This is a genomic window from Anaeroplasma bactoclasticum, from assembly GCF_003550015.1.
Lineage (GTDB): Bacteria > Bacillota_I > Bacilli_A > Acholeplasmatales > Anaeroplasmataceae > Anaeroplasma > Anaeroplasma bactoclasticum.
Genome location: NZ_QXEV01000007.1, coordinates 1 through 16,119, shown reverse-complemented (window position 1 = coordinate 16,119; position 16,119 = coordinate 1). Strand labels below are relative to the sequence as shown.

Sequence of the window (16,119 nt, the reverse complement as noted above, 5' to 3'; positions counted from 1 at the left end):
TATATATAATTATAATTAGGTGATGGAAAGTGAAATGGAGTCTTTTTATTAATAAAGAAAAAGAAGAAGAAATATTAATTTATGCACATGAGGAAAATGATTTAGTTAAAGATATTATTTCTTTAGTAGCCTTACAGGATAAAACCATAAATGGTATTTATAATGATGAAATTCAGCTGATTACACCTTCTTTAGTTTCTTGTTTTATATCAGAAAATAATAAGGTATATGCATTAATAAATGATAAAAAGTATTTGATTAAAAAAAGATTATACCAAATAGAAGAAATGATGGATGAATCTTTCCTTAAGATAAATCAATCCTGTTTAGTTAATAGAAAAAAAATAGTAAAGTTCCAAGCTTCTATTGGAGGATCCTTAATGGTTATATTAGATAATGGCTATAAAGATTATGTCGCAAGAAGAGAATTAAAAAATATTAAGCAAAGGATGGGATTATAATATGAATATTTATGTTAAACAATTCCTCCTAAGAGGACTCGTATTTTCAGGGCTTGGACCTATTGTATGTGGTATTGTATTTTGGTGCTTAGATTTAGCTAATGTTGCTGAAAATATTACTGGAGGACAAATGCTTTTAGCTATAATTACAACCTATGTAATTGCCTTTATACATGCAGGCTCATCCATATATCCTACAATTGAAAAATGGAGTAAGTTTAAGGCTATGGCTATTCAAGGAATATCCCTTTATAGTGTTTATACTATTGGTTATTTAATTAATAATTGGATTCCATTTGATTGGAAAATCATTGCTATTTATACAGGTATATTCATCCTAGGCTTCCTTCTAATTTGGGCTATTGCTTATTTTACTACAAGGGTAACAGGTAATTCTTTAAATAAAAGACTAGGTGAACTTAATAAAGAATAATTTTTAAAACTAATTTTCGAAAGAGAATTAGTTTTTTAAAATTTTATATGTTATAATTTTATAAATTATAATGCCTGGGGAGGTATAGTATGGGAATCAATAAATATTTAGATCAAAAGGAATTAAGTAGTGGTCCATTATTAGATTTAAAGGGAGATTTACAGGAAGCTGGATTTTCTTTTCAAATGGTAAGAGAATATGATAGAAGTAAAATTAAAGCAAATAAAACTAGAATAAAGGAATGGGATTATTACTATATAGGTAATAATCATCATGGAGTGGCATTCACTATAGATGATAATTATTTATATGGGCTTGGTAGTGTTTCTATTTTAGATTTCGATAATAAGAAATATATTACTAAAAGTAGTATGAAATTTTTAACTAAGGGGAAGGTATCCTTACCAGCTTCTTCAAAATATGGTGATATTACTTGGAAGGATAAGAATTATTATCTTCATTTTTATAATAAGGATAAAAGAAGAACTATCGATGTTAAAATAAATAATTATGATAATAATTTACCTTTTTTAGCTCATTTTGAGCTTGAAGAGGTAATGGATGATTCTATGGTTATTGCAACACCATTTGATAAGCCCAAGCATTTTTATTACAATGAGAAAAAGAATTGTATGAGAGCCAAAGGCTATTATCAATTTGGTGGAGAAAGAGTTGAGTTTTTTGATATGGATACATTTGCTATCCTAGATTGGGGTAGAGGTGTATGGACTTATAAGAATACTTGGTATTGGAGTGGCTTATCTGGTATATCTAATGGTATTGAGGTTGGATTTAATTTAGGCTATGGCTTTGGTAATACCAAATGTGCAACAGAAAATATGCTATTTTATGATAAGAAGGCTTATAAATTAAAGGATTGTGTATTTAATATTCCTAAGGATGAAAAAGGAAATTATAAATATTTAGAGCCTTGGACAATTAATAGTGAGGATGGAGATATCAATTTAACTTTTACACCTATATTAGATAGAGAAGATAATACCAATTTGCTTGTATTAAAGTCCTTACAGCATCAGGTATTTGGCTATTTTAATGGAACAATTAAAGTAGATGATTTAGAAGTAAAAATTGATGATATTGTATCCTTTGCAGAAAGGGTTACAAATTATTGGTAATATTATGAGAAATTTAGAGATGGAATTAAATAAGAAATTACCTAATTCTATAAAACAAATAATAGAAGGATTATCATATACTATAGATACTTTCGGAGAAAGTAATTCACTAGTAGTTATATTTGAAGATTACATATTAAAAATATCTACTCTTAGCTTTGATATTGAAAATGAATTAAGAGTATATAATACATTAAAAGATAAGATTCCTATTCCTAAAATAATAGAATGTGTAAAAGAAAATAACTCTATTTATTTATTAAAGGAAAAATTAAAAGGGAATATGTTATCAAATCCTTATTATATGGAAAGACCAGAATTATTATATAAGCTTGCAAGTGAAGCAATTCAATTATTATGGTCTATTGATATAAATGGTTTAGATTTAATGAATACATACGATACCATTATGGAATTTGGGTGTGATTGTAATCAAAAGGGGTATTTAGATTTTAAGGAAAGTGATTCTTTAATTACAAAGGACTTTTCTAATTTTGGTGAGATAATAGAGTATTTAAAAAAGAATAAGATAGAAGAGGATAATACACTATGTCATGGGGATTTATGTATTCCCAATATCATTTGTGATAAAGATAAGCTTGTAGGATTTATAGATTTAGGGCTAATGGGAATATCAAATAAATACCATGATTTAGCTATTTTATATCGTAGTATTAAATATAATTTTAATGGTACTTATGGAAAGTGCTATTTGGGATATGATGATAATAAATTATTTGAGTTACTTGGTATAAAAAGGGATGAATTTAAATTAAAGTATTATTTATTATTAGATGAAATATTAGGTTAATTTGGGAGGCTTATATGAAGCTTGTTCAGCTTTCTTATGAATATAAGGATTTATTAATTGATATGATAGAAGAATGGGAAGAGTTTAATAAAACCCATGAAACAGATCATTCTCCTTGGATTATATTTAAAAATGATTGTCATAATTTCGATTTATATTTGAGTGATATTTTAGCTCAAGAAACATTAATAAGTGATAAATATGTACCATCTTCAACATATTTTTTATTAGATGAGGAGAATAATAAATTTATAGGTGCATTAAATTTAAGGCATTATTTAAATGATAAATTATTATTTGATGGTGGACATATTGGAGATGGTATTCGACCATCAGAAAGAAAAAAAGGATATGCCACACTTATGATTAAGCTTGCTTTACCTATCGCAAAAGAATTAGGTATAAAAAAGGTATTAATGGTGTGTAATAAGGATAATATAGGTTCTAAAAAGTCTATTATTCATAATGGTGGAGTATTAGAAAATGAAATTATAGATGAAGATGGAAATATATGGCAAAGATATTGGATTACATTATAAAATGTAATTTCATTTTGTAATTGAATTATGTATAATAATCTATGTTTAGATTTTGGAGGTTTTTATGATTGAATTTGATTTAGAATTCTTTAAGCATATAGCAAAGGAAGTATTTACTTGTGATTCTCCTACAGGATATACAATGAATGTAATTGAATTATGTAAAAGATATGTAGATTCCTTTGGATATGAGACAAAGGTATTAAATAATGGAGCATTAGAGGTTTTTGTTAAAGGAGAATCTTCCAATAAGGTTGTTGCAACATCTGCCCATGTCGATACACTTGGATTAATGGTAAGAAGCATTAAAGGAAATGGAAATCTTGCCTTAACTAAGCTTGGTGGCCCTATTACTCCAACCCTAGATGGAGAGTACTGTAAGGTATATACAAGAGATAATAAAGTTTATGAGGGTACTATATTATCTTTATCTCCTGCAGTTCATGTTTATCCGGATGCGAATACAAAGCCAAGAGATATTGATAATTTAGAGGTTCGCCTAGATGAGCTTGTTCATTCAAAGGAGGATGTTTTAAAGCTTGGAATTCAAAATGGTGATATTGTATGTTATGACCCTAAATTTGAAATTACAGAATCTGGCTTTTTAAAAACAAGATTTATTGATGATAAGGCATCTGCAGTTGTATTATTAATGCTACTTAAGTATGCTCATGAGCATAATCTTAAATTTAAATATGATACTAGAATATATTTTGTAGTATATGAAGAGGTAGGTCATGGTGCATCTATGGTATCTAAGGATATAGATGAATTTGTAACCTTAGATATGGGCTGTGTTGGCTTAGATTTAGCTGGAAATGAAGAAGCAGTATCTATTTGTGCAAAGGATTCTGGTGGACCATATGATTATGAATTAACTACTAGATTAATCAATTTAGCAAAGGATAATAAGCTAAATTATACTGTAGATATCTTCCCATTTTATGGAAGTGATATTGGAGCTGCATCTCATGCGGGTGTAGATTTTAAGGGTGCATTAATTGGTACTGGTGTATCTGCATCTCATGGTATGGAAAGAACTCATATAAAGGGTATTGAAAATACATTAAAGCTAATATATTTATATTTAATTCAAGAATAAGATAAAAATTGTGCCTTTTAGGCACATTTTTTTGTACAGTTTTTTTAGATGTGTAGTATGTTGTTTTAGTAGTATTCAAAGTTTATTTGATTCTTGGTATAATAATTTATTATAAAGGCTTGAGGTGGCATATGAAAAGGGTTAAGGAACGAATGGAAATTGACCGCCATATGAAAGATATGAATAATGGACTTAATGATGATGAGGTTTCATTAAGAATTCAAGGTGGTTATCAAAACAAATCAAATAAAAAATTAGAAAAATCTACTGGTGAGATAATATTCCATAATACATTTACTTTTTTCAATATTATTTTGTTATCTATTGCGTTAAGCTTTTTGATTTTTATTATATTACTTCTATCTATGGGTAGAGGAGATGTTGTAGATAGTCATTTCGGCTTTTCTAAATTTGGCTTTTTAATTCCAGCCATTATGAATACCTGTGTAGGTACATATCAAGAAATCTCTTCTAGAAAAACAATTCGTAAATTAAGAATTGTAACAAAAGCGAAAAGTAGGGTTATCCGAATGGGTAAAGAAATAGAGCTAAATTCAGAGGATATTGTTATTGATGATTTAGTTATATTAGCCCCAGGAGAAATGGCTACAGCGGATTTAAAAGTATTATCTGGCATGGTATATGTAGATGAATCTATGCTAACTGGTGAGGCAGATTATATTTTAAAAAAGGAAGGAGATACAATCCTTGGAGGATCTTCTATAATGGTAGGGGATGCGAAAGCACAGGTTATTGAAGTAGGAGATGAAACATATTCTTCCAAATTAGCTTTAAAGGTTAAATCTGAAGCAAGCCATTCTTCAGAGCTTATGAAGGATATTGATAAAATAATGAAGGTATTAACCATTTTCTTGGGAGTTGTAGCTATTGTTATATTTGTTACATTAATAATAAGAGTTAAATTCCAAGGCTCTGATCGTGCTATATGGGATAATATGGAATTGTCCTTAAGTAATCCAGTTGCCTGGGCAAGAATCATGATTACAGCAGGTTCTTATGGAGTTAGTATTATTCCATCTGGATTGGTTTTAACAACCTCTGTAACTATGATGATTTCGATTGCAAGTCTAACAAAAAAGCAAACATTGGTTCAAGAACTATACTCTTTAGAGAATTTATCTCGTGCAGATACGATTTGCCTAGATAAAACAGGTACATTAACTGATGGAACAATGATTTTAGAGGATGTTAAAGCCTATTGTCATTTAGAGGATGTTGTTTATCATGTACAGAATCTACTTGGTACATCAGAAAATAAGAATTCTACAGCAATGGCTTTATTTAATAAATTTGGTGAAAATAAAGACTGTAAAATAAAAGAAATTATTCCATTTTCTAGCCAATATAAGTATTCTGGAATTGTTTATGAAAATGATGATAGATTATTTTTAGGTGCACCAGAATACTTACTTTCTAAAGAAGATAGTCGTATATCTATTGTAGATAGAATGGCCAAGCAGGGTAAGAGAGTTATCGCATTAAAGCTAAATGATGATTTATTATGCTTCTTTATAATTAGGGATCATATTCGTGAATCTGCAAAGGGTACTTTAAATTTCTTTAGAGAAAATAATGTTAATGTTAAAGTCATCAGTGGAGATAATCCAGTTACTGTTTCTAAAATTGCAAGTGATTGTGGTATTTCAAATAGTGATAAATACATATCCTTAGAGGGTGTTTCTTTAGAGGATATTGATAATTATGCAGAAGAATATACTGTATTTGGTAGAGTATCTCCAGAACAAAAGGAAGCTTTAGTTATGGCACTTCAAAAGAAGAACCATAAGGTTGCGATGACCGGAGATGGGGTTAATGATATTTTAGCTTTAAGAAGAGCAGATTCCTCCATTTCATTTGCGAACGCAACAGAAGCTGCAAAATCAGTTTCTGATGTCATTTTATTAGATAATGATTTCTCCCATCTAAAAGAGGTAGTAGGAGAAGGTAGAAGAGTTATTAATAATGTTCAAAAAACTGCAATATTATTCTTAATGAAATCTATTGCAATTATCTTACTTGCTTTCTTTACAATTCCACTTGCTAAAGGACAAATGTGGTTTACTATTGAAAGTTCATATTTGCTAGAAGCTACTGTAATAGGCACAGGTGGATTCTTTATTTCAATTTCGGAAGGTAGTAGAGAGCCATTTAAGGGTTCATTTATTAGAAACATAAATATGAAGGCTATTTTGGCAGGTTTACTTGCAGCAATAGCGATAGTTATACCAATTGTATGCTATACAATACCTACCTATTTCCATAAGGCTCCAATCATTAAAGCAGAAAATATTAGAACAATGATTACTGTCTTATTAACTATGGCAGGATATGTAGTATTATTAACATTATGCTTGCCATTTAAGGGGCAACAGGCATTTGCATTCTTAATAACTTTAGTTCCTGGTTTAATTTTAGCCTTTGCACTACCAACATCTTATATTGGTGGAAATTCTACAGGTGCAGATATGTTTATTTCTAAAGAGGGCTCTTTATATAATTCTCAATTTTTCCATGAGCTATTCCAGCCGTGGAATGCATCTGTAATTCAAAATTTCACAAGTGATTTTAAGAATTATATTGTCCTTGGATTATTCTTTATAATTATGTTCCCTGTGTTTGGTCAATTGTTTAAGGCATTAGATATTTATATCAATAATTCTTATGATAAAGAGTTAACAAAAGAGCAAATTCAAATGACAAGAGACAACTTATTCCATAGACAAAAAGAAAATGGTTAGAAGAGATTTAGCAATAAATCTCTTTTTACTTTTTATAAAAAAGTAAGATTTGTTATAAAAAATACCATGTTTATATTGTATTTTTTTTATAGAAGAGTATAATAGTATTTACTAAAACGATGAAAAATATAAGGTTAGTTTTGGGTTTACTTTAGGTAAACTGTTTTTTTGTCATATATGGAGGTTTTATTATGATTTTATCCTTTGCGGATTATTTGAGTAGTATGGACTCCCCTGTTCCTAGAATTATTATTTCTATCGCTTTAATGCTATTTTTCGGATTTGCACTCACAAGAGTGACTAAGCTATTAAGGCTTCCTAATGTAACTGCCTATATTATTGCAGGTATCTTAATGGGACCTTTCTGTTTTGATTTAGTACCAACAACAGTTGTCAAAGGCCTTGATTTTATATCGGAAATAGCTTTAGCATTTATAGCATTCAGTACCGGAGAATTTTTCCGTTTAGATGTGCTTAAAAAAAGCGGAAGTAAAACGGTGATTATAACTATATTTGAAGCATTATTAGCTTCTATATTAGTCTTTATCCTAACGTTTTTTATTCTACAGTTATCCTTGCCATTCTCGCTTGTATTAAGTGCTTTAGCATCTGCTACAGCACCAGCATCAACGATGATGACGATAAAACAAACTGGAGCAAAGGGAGATTTTGTAAATACCTTACTACAGGTTGTTGCACTTGATGATATTGTCTGCTTAGTAATTTATAGTATCGCGATTGCAGTTGCTAAAACAAGCTTAGCTGGTAGCGGTTCTATAGATGTTTGGGAAATTATAAAGAAGGTCTTGTACACTATTGGTGCTATGGGACTAGGCGGATTCTTCGGATTCCTACTAAAGCTTTTAATGCCTAAGAGGAGAACTACAGATAATAGATTAATCATTGGTATTGCAATGATCTTTGCATTCTGTGGCATTTGTGCCTTATTAGATGTATCCCCATTACTTGGCTGTATGGCTATGGGTATGGTATACATCAACTTGACAAATGATGATAAGTTCTTTAAACAAATGAATTATTTTTCACCACCAATTTTATTAATATTCTTTGTTAGAAGTGGTCTTAACTTTCAATTAGACAGATTATTTGAAGCTTCTACTTTAGGAGCTGTACCACTTATTGTTGTTGGAGTTTTATATTTTTGTGTAAGAATCTTAGGAAAGTATTCTGGTGCATTCTTAGGATGTGCTGTTGTGAAAAAGGAAAAAAAGGTCAGAAACTATCTGGGCTTAGCCTTAATTCCTCAGGCTGGTGTAGCTATTGGTCTTGCTGCAAGTGGAGCTAGAGAATTAGGTGGCACAATGGGTATGGAGCTTGAAACTATAATTCTTGCCTCCAGTGTACTTTATGAACTTATTGGACCAGCTTGTGCTAAGCTATCCTTATATCTATCTAAATCTTATTCAACGAACCTTGATGATTTAGTAGAGGTAAAAGAGGTTACAGAAGATGGTAAGAAAAAGACCGAGCTTGATTTATTAATTGAAAGAATTCAGAATATTCAAGGTGCACTTCCTGAGCATTAGGAATCGGAAGAGGAAAAAGCTTTTACCGATGGTGCATTTGAATATAGTCAACAGGCAAGCTATAGGCGAGCCCGATTTAGGAATTGGAGGAGAAGGTAATGTTTTTAGAAATTGTAGATCCAATTGCCAATTTATTTGGTGAATGGTCATCCACTGTAAATATTTACAGTATAATGTTAAGAATTGCACTTGCAGTTATTTTAGGTTCTGCAATCGGTTGGGAAAGAAGTAATAAAAGACATGCTGCAGGCTTAAGAACTTTTATTTTAGCTATTTTAACAACAACTGTTGCAATGATATTAGATAAATATATTCAAGAAGTACATAATAATAGTATATATTTTATTTCTGGTGCAGCAGTTTTAGCTTTAGCTATTATTAGCTGTAATACAACTATTTATACATCGAAAAGCCAAATTAAGGGATTAACAACATCTGTTGCTTTATGGGGTGTATCCTTTATAGGCTTAACCTTAGGTGCAGGCTTATATACAACAACATTAATTCTATTTGTTGTATTCTTATTAAGCTTAAGCTTATTCCCTAAGATTGAAACAATCTTAAAGAATCGTTCTTCCCAGTTTGATGTTCATCTTGAATTAACTAACGCATCTTATCTAAAGGATTTTACTGCAGTATTAAGAGAATTAGGTATTCGTATTTTTGATATCGAAGCTAACCCTGCATATATCAATTCTGGTGTTGCAGTATATACAATCTCTTTATGTATTATGAAAGAGGAAGTACAAAAATATAAAACTCATATGGAGCTAATTGAAGCATTAAAGTCTTTACAATATGTAGCTCATATTGAAGAAATGATGTAGTAAAGGTTTGGGAAATTCCCCAAGCCTTTTTTCTTTCTATTCTTTAATTTTCATTTATCTAATGATAAAATAGTATAAATGATTTAAAAGATTTATCTTTTAGAGGTGTCCTATGAAAAAAAGAAGAAATGGTCAATCTAGCTTTTTAAGAGTATTCTATTATTCTCATCCTTATTTAGTTATTTTTACAGCATTAATTATTTATAACCTAGTATTAATTGCTTTAGCAGCATGGCTAATGACATATTTAATGAAGGATATAGAGGATGCAAATGGTGGAGTTTTAGGCTATTCCATAAATGCATATTTAAAGAATTTGGAATACTGTACTGTATTTACAATGAATACAGGAGGTATTTATGATAATGCACCAAATTCAGTAGTTATCTTAAAAATTATTTTATCTGTAGTACAGATGATTACATTTACGGGTTCTTTAGTTGGTCTTGCAACATCCATGCTACAAGGAGTATTTGATAGAAGAGCTCATAATGTAGGAAAACTAAAATTAAAGAATCATTATGTCATTTTAAATTGGTCACCTGCAGCAGCTAATTTAATTAGAGAATTATCCTTCCTACCAGGAAGAAAAACAGTTGTTGTATTATCTAGTGAATCTAGAGATGAGATTAATGAACAAGTTGATAATATATTCTTAGAAACAGGTACAGAAAGAAAAAATATTACTGTATTTGTAAAACAGGGTAAACCTGGTTCTAGAAAAGCATTAAAGGAAATCTCTATAGATAAAGCAAAATCTATTGCCTTGCTTGTTCCATCGGATTCCTTAGGACATACAACTGCAACAGATGTAGATACATTTAAATTATTAATGGGAATTATAGGTATTACAAAAGAGGCATCTATTGCGATTGAAGCAAATGATGAAGAAAAGGTAAAAGCTATGGAGGACTTAATTAAAGCATCTCCAGATTTATCTGATTTAGAATTGACTATATTCTCTAAAGGCTCTGTTGTTGGTCATGTACTTGCAAGAAGTGCTATTAATTCTTCCTTTGCAGATTTATATTATTCTATGTTAACTTATAAAAATGGTTCTTTTTATGAAATTCCAACAAAGAATACTGTAGAAGAATCTATGAAGTATTATAATGATTGTATTCCTGTATCTAGATATGGAGATGGGGATTCTTCTATGATTTATGCACTTGCATCAAGCCAAACAAAAACATTTAAAAGATTAGTACCAAAAGAATATGATAGGACTATCCCTTACCGTAAGAAATTATTCTTTAATTCCTTTGTTTTATATGTAATTGGTCAAAACAATAGAAGTGAATCTATTGTAGAAGAGGCGAAGGCCTATACCGAAAGTAAGCTTGGTAAAATTGATTGTAGAGTATATCCATTCGATTTAGATATTAATGAATTACTTCAGGATATTAATACTACGAAAAGAAGAAAGAAAATATTAATTTTATCTAATGAAAATGTAGATAGTGATAATGCGGATGTAAATGTATTTATGACATTATTAAATTTAAAAGCATCTCATAAATTACCAGACGATGTAGAAATATCTGCAGAATTATTAGATCAATCCAATAGAAGCTCTCTTGCTAGCTTAAATGTTACAAATGTTATTATTTCAAATCAAATGGTTGCATTATATTTAGTACAGCTAATGACTCATCCAAAGAATACAAGCTTCTATGAAGGATTATTATCCTCTAAGACAGATTATAAATCAGAAGAGCTGGATATCGATGTAAGATATGCAGAAGAGATATTGGATTTAAAAGAACCTTTAGAATTCAATTCCAGAGGAGAATTTATTAGTGCTTTATATAAATCCTCTAATCATGAGTATCTTCCAATTGGATTTGTTGGAGATAAAATGAAAAAGGGTATGGGAATTGCTGAAACATTGACAAATGTTGTTGGAAAAACAATTGGCTCAGCATTTGATATAGCAAAAAAGACTATAGGGACTATTACCGATATGGGTGCTGCATTAAACATGGATGAAATAGGTGAGGTAGAAGCCCAAATCGATATTAATTCTAGAATTCAAATATTAAGTGATCATTTATCTAAAAAAGAAAAGATTGTTATTAATAAGGGGATGATTATAGTCTTAATTCATTATCCAAAAAATTAAAAATGAATAGATTTAAATAAATTTAGTGCTATAATGAATTTATGGAGGAAGTAAAAATGGAAAATGTTCAAGTAGAAAATAAAGAAGCTGGAATGCCTTTTAGCTATACAGCAAAGTACTTAGGAAGATTTGTAGTATTTCAGATTTTGATGCTTATTTCTATATTAGCATTTATAGGTGCATGTGTTTATGTTGGTATCATTGTTATGAATAATACTACTGAAACAGCATTTACAGATGATGCAATTACAATTTTAGCCTTACTTGTTGCCGTTGCTATTGCAACTGCTTTGGTAGGTGGCATTGGAGAATTCTTTACAAAAAGAAAACTTGCCGTTGTAAATGAAGAATTAAGAAAGGTTTGGAGTGCTGAAAAGAAGAAGCTAATTGCTTCTGGTGCAAATGCTATAGCTAATGCAGTATTAAAGGATGGTATCCTAAAGGATAGTGCCAATGCAGCAAATAGTATTTACCAAACAATTCAATCCTTCAAGCAAAGAAAAGCTATTATTCGTGGTTTGAATATAGAGCTTGGTCGTGCTGGTGTTGAAAATGCAGAAGAAAGAGGTAAGGGAGCATTTGCTTCATATGTTATTTCTACAATACTAGTATTTGTTGTAATGCTTGTAGGTGTAGCAATTATTGTCTTTAAGGCAAGCGGATTACCTGAGGCTGAAGTAGCTGATTTTGCTGTAAAGTATGGTGCATTCGTATTAGCAGGTGGCCTTGCAACAGCATTAATTGATTTAATTGTATTTACAAAATATCTTAATGATGCTAAAAACGAGTTTCAAGCAAGAGCTTAATATTTAAAATGACTTCAACTTCGGTTGAAGTTTTTTTCTGCAAAAAGTATATTTTTGTTTTCTTTTATTTAATAAAAGAATATAATGAAATCAAAAGTTATAAAGGAGAATTATATTATGAGTGATATTCGTATTGAAGATGATTTATATGAAGCAGTTAATGGCGAGTGGCTTAAAACTGCAGTAATACCAGAGGATAGACCTACAACTGGTGGCTTTGCAATTTTAGATCAAGAGGTTGAAAAGCTTCTAATGGAAGATTTTGCGCACTTTGCAAAGGGAGAAAAGAAAACTAATATTAAGGAAATGGCATACGCTATTGAATTATATAAAAAGATTATTGATACCAAAAGAAGAAATGAAGAAGGCATTAAGCCTTTACTTAAAACATTAGAAGATATTAATAATCTTAAATGTGTTGGATGCTTAAATAATAAAGCATATGATTTCTTCTTAAGCGATGTTCAATTACCATTCCAGGCTGGAGTTGAGGCGGATATGGGAGATGCCACTAAGAATTCATTTATTATTCTTGGACCACAAACTATCTTACCAGATACAACATATTACCTTGAGGATAATCAGGCTGGAAAGCAGTTATTAGAAGTTTATAAGGATATGGCTAAGAAGGCTCTAGCCTTTACTCCACTGTCTAAAGAAGAACAAGAAGAATATTTAGCTGATACTATTTCATTTGATGCATTAATTGCGAAAAAGGTTAAGAGCCAGCTTGAGTGGGCAGATTATGTTAAAAACTATAATCCTATGCCATTAGAAGAGGTACAGTCTTATTTAGCTCCATTTGATTTTAAGGGTATGCTTAAAAATCAATATGGAGATAATTTGCCAAAAGAAATTATTGTATATGATCCAAAGGCTATTAAGGAATTTAATGGATATTTTAATAAAGAAAACTTTAATCTATTTAAGCATTGGAGCTATGTAACTACTCTACTTAAATGTGCTAAAGTATTAAGTGAGGAATTAGCTTCTATTAGTACTATTTTTAGAAGAACTCTAATGGGTGTTGAAAAGGATCCTGTACTTGAAAAACAGGCATACCAGATTGTATCACGTGTATTCTCTGAACCTATTGGTGTATATTATGGTAGAGAATATTTTGGTGAAGAAGCTAAAAAGGATATTGTATCTTTAGTCAAGAAAATTATTGAAATGTATAAGGTAAGAATGAAAGAAAACACATTCTTAGAAGAAGCAACAAAGGAAAAGGCTATTTTAAAGCTTTCTACAATTGAAATTAAGATGGGTTACCCTGATTATATTCATGATTTATATAGCTCCTTTGCCATAGAAAAGGAAGATTCTTATTTTGATGCAATGGCTAAGATTACTCGTCTTCGTTCTATCGATAATCTAAATAAGCTATACAAGCCAGTAGATAGAAGTGAATGGGCAATGCCAGGACATATGGTTAATGCTTGCTATAATCCATCTGCAAATGATATCACATTCCCTGCTGCAATTTTACAAAAGCCATTCTATTCTATTCACCAGTCAATTAGTGAAAACCTAGGTGGAATTGGCGCAGTTATTGGTCATGAGATTTCTCATGCATTTGATAATAATGGTGCTCAATTCGATGAAAAGGGTAATATCAAAAACTGGTGGACAGAAAAGGATTATGAAGCATTTAAGGGCTTAACAAAGGATATGATTGACCAATTTGATGGTATTCCATTCCATGGTGGAAAGGTTAATGGAGAATTAGTTGTATCTGAAAATATTGCTGATAATGGTGGTATGGCAGTTACTTTAGCTATCATGCATACTATTCCTGATTCTGATTTTAAGGCATACTTTATTAACTGGGCTAAGGTATGGTGTATGAAGGCTAAGGAGCAGTTTATTCTTTATTTATTAAGTAATGATGTACACTCTCCTGCAAAGCTTCGTGCAAATATTACTCCAAGAAACTTTAGTGAGTGGTATAGTGCATTTGATGTTAAAGAAACAGACGAAATGTATATTCCAAAAGAGAAGAGAGTAAATATTTGGTAATATATGTATTACAAATGTAAAAAGTGTAATTATGAATTTGAAGTGACTATTGTATCACACCCTCATACTGGACTATTTGTTCCGATGGGATGTCCTATTTGTATAAAGGCACAAGCGATGTCAAAAACTTGTCCTAAGTGTGGTTCAAAGGAAATAGATGTTTCTATAAAGAAAATAGAATAAGAATAATGCGCGATATTTAAAACATATCGCGCTTATTTGTAAATTCTTTCTTTTTAAAACTATGGTATAATTATTTTAGGTGATGAAAGTGAAATACTTTAAAAGATTGTTTATAATAGTATTAGCGTTATGTACTTTTATATTAGCCTCTTGTGGAAATAATGATACTACATCTACAATAACTAGTACTAAAGAAGTAGAAACATATCAAATATATAAAGATTTATCCTATGGAGATAATAAAAGAAATGCTTTAGATTTATATATGCCATCGAATTATCAAAACCATTCCATAGTATTATTCTTGCATGGTGGTGCGTGGGTATCTGGAGATAAATCCTTCTATAAGGATTATATGACTAAGATCGCAGCCTTAGGTATTCCTTGTGCTTCTATGAACTATAGATATATTTCTAAAAATGTTTCTTGTTATGACATTCTAGATGATATAACAAATGCATTAACCTTCTTAAAAGAATATTCATTAAATAATTTTAATGTAGAATTAAATAAGCTAGCCTTATTTGGTTATTCTGCAGGAGCACATCTTTCCCTATTATATGGAAATAAGAATAAAAATATATCTCCAATAGATGTTAAAATGATTGTATCTTTAGCTGGACCTACCGATTTAACACTTGATTCTTATTATCAAGAATCAGAATTGTCTTACACTTTATTCTCTTATATGATTGATAAGAAATTCACAAAAGATAATAGGGATTCCGTTAGGGATGATTTACTTGCTATTTCACCAATTACCTATATTGACTCAAATAGTGTTCCAACAATTATTGTTCAGGGATTAAAGGATACAACAGTAGATCCAATAAATTCTTATAATTTAGATGAACAATTAACTTTAAATAATGTTCCTCATAAATTTATAACGATGCCAAATTCAGATCATTTATTATCTAAGGATAAGAAAATATTTGCTAGCCTTTATTTTGAATTTTCTAATTTTGCAACGATGTATTTAAATGAAGAATAAATGCTTATAAATTAAGACCGATTGGTCTTTTTTTATTTATTAGGAAATTGTATATTAAGCTTAATTTTATATTTATAACGACAAAGAGCCTAGGGTTACCTAGGCTTTAAAACAAATTAATTCGATTTAGTATTTCTTATATTTGTTTTTCTTTTTCCAAATATCTAAAGGTACATAATGTGGTTTACCACATTTTGGGCAGTATAGAATTGGGTATTTGTTTCCATCCCAAATTTCTTCAATCATTTCCCAGTCAACATCTTGTTCCTCATAATCACATTTTAAGCATTTTAAATCAATGGTTTCATCATATATTTCTCTTTCAGCAAATTCATAAACTAGAGCCTTTGTCTTATCATCTAGTTTATTTATGTTTTCCT

15 protein-coding genes are annotated in these 16,119 nt (G+C 30.1%); 14 read left to right on the top strand and 1 reads right to left on the bottom strand.

The genetic code is table 11. The features are described 5' to 3' along the window. The first annotated feature begins 29 nt into the window (after positions 1-29). The 14 genes from EI71_RS04330 to EI71_RS04265 all read left to right on the top strand — a co-directional run bounded on the left by EI71_RS04330 (position 30) and on the right by EI71_RS04265 (position 15,739). Positions 30-461, top strand: coding sequence for a LytTR family DNA-binding domain-containing protein (locus tag EI71_RS04330; protein ID WP_162849762.1), 432 nt, complete (start codon positions 30-32; stop codon positions 459-461). 1 nt (position 462) lies between these two features. Further along, entirely contained in the window at positions 463-894 is a 432-nt protein-coding gene (locus EI71_RS04325) for a DUF3021 domain-containing protein (protein ID WP_119016025.1), read from the top strand. A gap of 89 nt (positions 895-983) precedes the next feature. Beyond that, complete coding sequence (locus EI71_RS04320) at positions 984-2,030, top strand: DUF2804 domain-containing protein (RefSeq protein ID WP_119016024.1); 1,047 nt, start codon at positions 984-986, stop codon at positions 2,028-2,030. A 4-nt stretch (positions 2,031-2,034) separates the two neighbouring features. Next, positions 2,035-2,841 carry a phosphotransferase gene (locus EI71_RS04315; RefSeq protein ID WP_162849761.1) on the top strand — a complete coding sequence of 269 codons (807 nt, stop codon included), beginning with the start codon at positions 2,035-2,037 and terminating at the stop codon, positions 2,839-2,841. 14 nt (positions 2,842-2,855) lie between these two features. Next, positions 2,856-3,380 (top strand): GNAT family N-acetyltransferase, encoded by a 525-nt coding sequence (locus EI71_RS04310; protein WP_119016022.1) that lies wholly within the window; start codon positions 2,856-2,858, stop codon positions 3,378-3,380. Between the two features lie 64 nt (positions 3,381-3,444). Then, the gene (locus EI71_RS04305; protein WP_119016021.1) at positions 3,445-4,482 is read left to right on the top strand and encodes a M42 family metallopeptidase; all 1,038 of its coding nucleotides are present in this window, start codon (positions 3,445-3,447) and stop codon (positions 4,480-4,482) included. Positions 4,483-4,613: 131 nt separating this feature from the next. Continuing rightward, positions 4,614-7,241, top strand: coding sequence for an HAD-IC family P-type ATPase (locus EI71_RS04300; RefSeq protein ID WP_119016020.1), 2,628 nt, complete (start codon positions 4,614-4,616; stop codon positions 7,239-7,241). A gap of 191 nt (positions 7,242-7,432) precedes the next feature. After that, a complete protein-coding gene (locus EI71_RS04295) occupies positions 7,433-8,788 on the top strand; it encodes a cation:proton antiporter (protein ID WP_211321033.1) in 1,356 nt (451 codons plus the stop codon). Positions 8,789-8,886: 98 nt separating this feature from the next. Beyond that, positions 8,887-9,615, top strand: a complete 729-nt coding sequence (locus EI71_RS04290; RefSeq protein ID WP_119016019.1) for an MgtC/SapB family protein — start codon at positions 8,887-8,889, stop codon at positions 9,613-9,615. 112 nt (positions 9,616-9,727) lie between these two features. Further along, positions 9,728-11,737 (top strand): hypothetical protein, encoded by a 2,010-nt coding sequence (locus EI71_RS04285; protein ID WP_119016018.1) that lies wholly within the window; start codon positions 9,728-9,730, stop codon positions 11,735-11,737. 56 nt (positions 11,738-11,793) lie between these two features. Then, on the top strand, positions 11,794-12,543 hold the full coding sequence (locus tag EI71_RS04280; RefSeq protein WP_119016017.1) for a hypothetical protein: 750 nt from the start codon (positions 11,794-11,796) through the stop codon (positions 12,541-12,543). A gap of 117 nt (positions 12,544-12,660) precedes the next feature. Then, positions 12,661-14,562 carry a M13 family metallopeptidase gene (locus tag EI71_RS04275; protein ID WP_211321032.1) on the top strand — a complete coding sequence of 634 codons (1,902 nt, stop codon included), beginning with the start codon at positions 12,661-12,663 and terminating at the stop codon, positions 14,560-14,562. 3 nt (positions 14,563-14,565) lie between these two features. Then, positions 14,566-14,745, top strand: coding sequence for a hypothetical protein (locus EI71_RS10345; RefSeq protein WP_119016016.1), 180 nt, complete (start codon positions 14,566-14,568; stop codon positions 14,743-14,745). A gap of 88 nt (positions 14,746-14,833) precedes the next feature. Next, the gene (locus EI71_RS04265) at positions 14,834-15,739 is read left to right on the top strand and encodes an alpha/beta hydrolase fold domain-containing protein (RefSeq protein ID WP_162849760.1); all 906 of its coding nucleotides are present in this window, start codon (positions 14,834-14,836) and stop codon (positions 15,737-15,739) included. Positions 15,740-15,865: 126 nt separating this feature from the next. Here EI71_RS04265 and EI71_RS10135 read toward each other — a convergent pair. Further along, the coding region (locus EI71_RS10135) for a hypothetical protein (RefSeq protein WP_162849759.1) at positions 15,866-16,119 on the bottom strand (254 nt) is incomplete at its 5' end.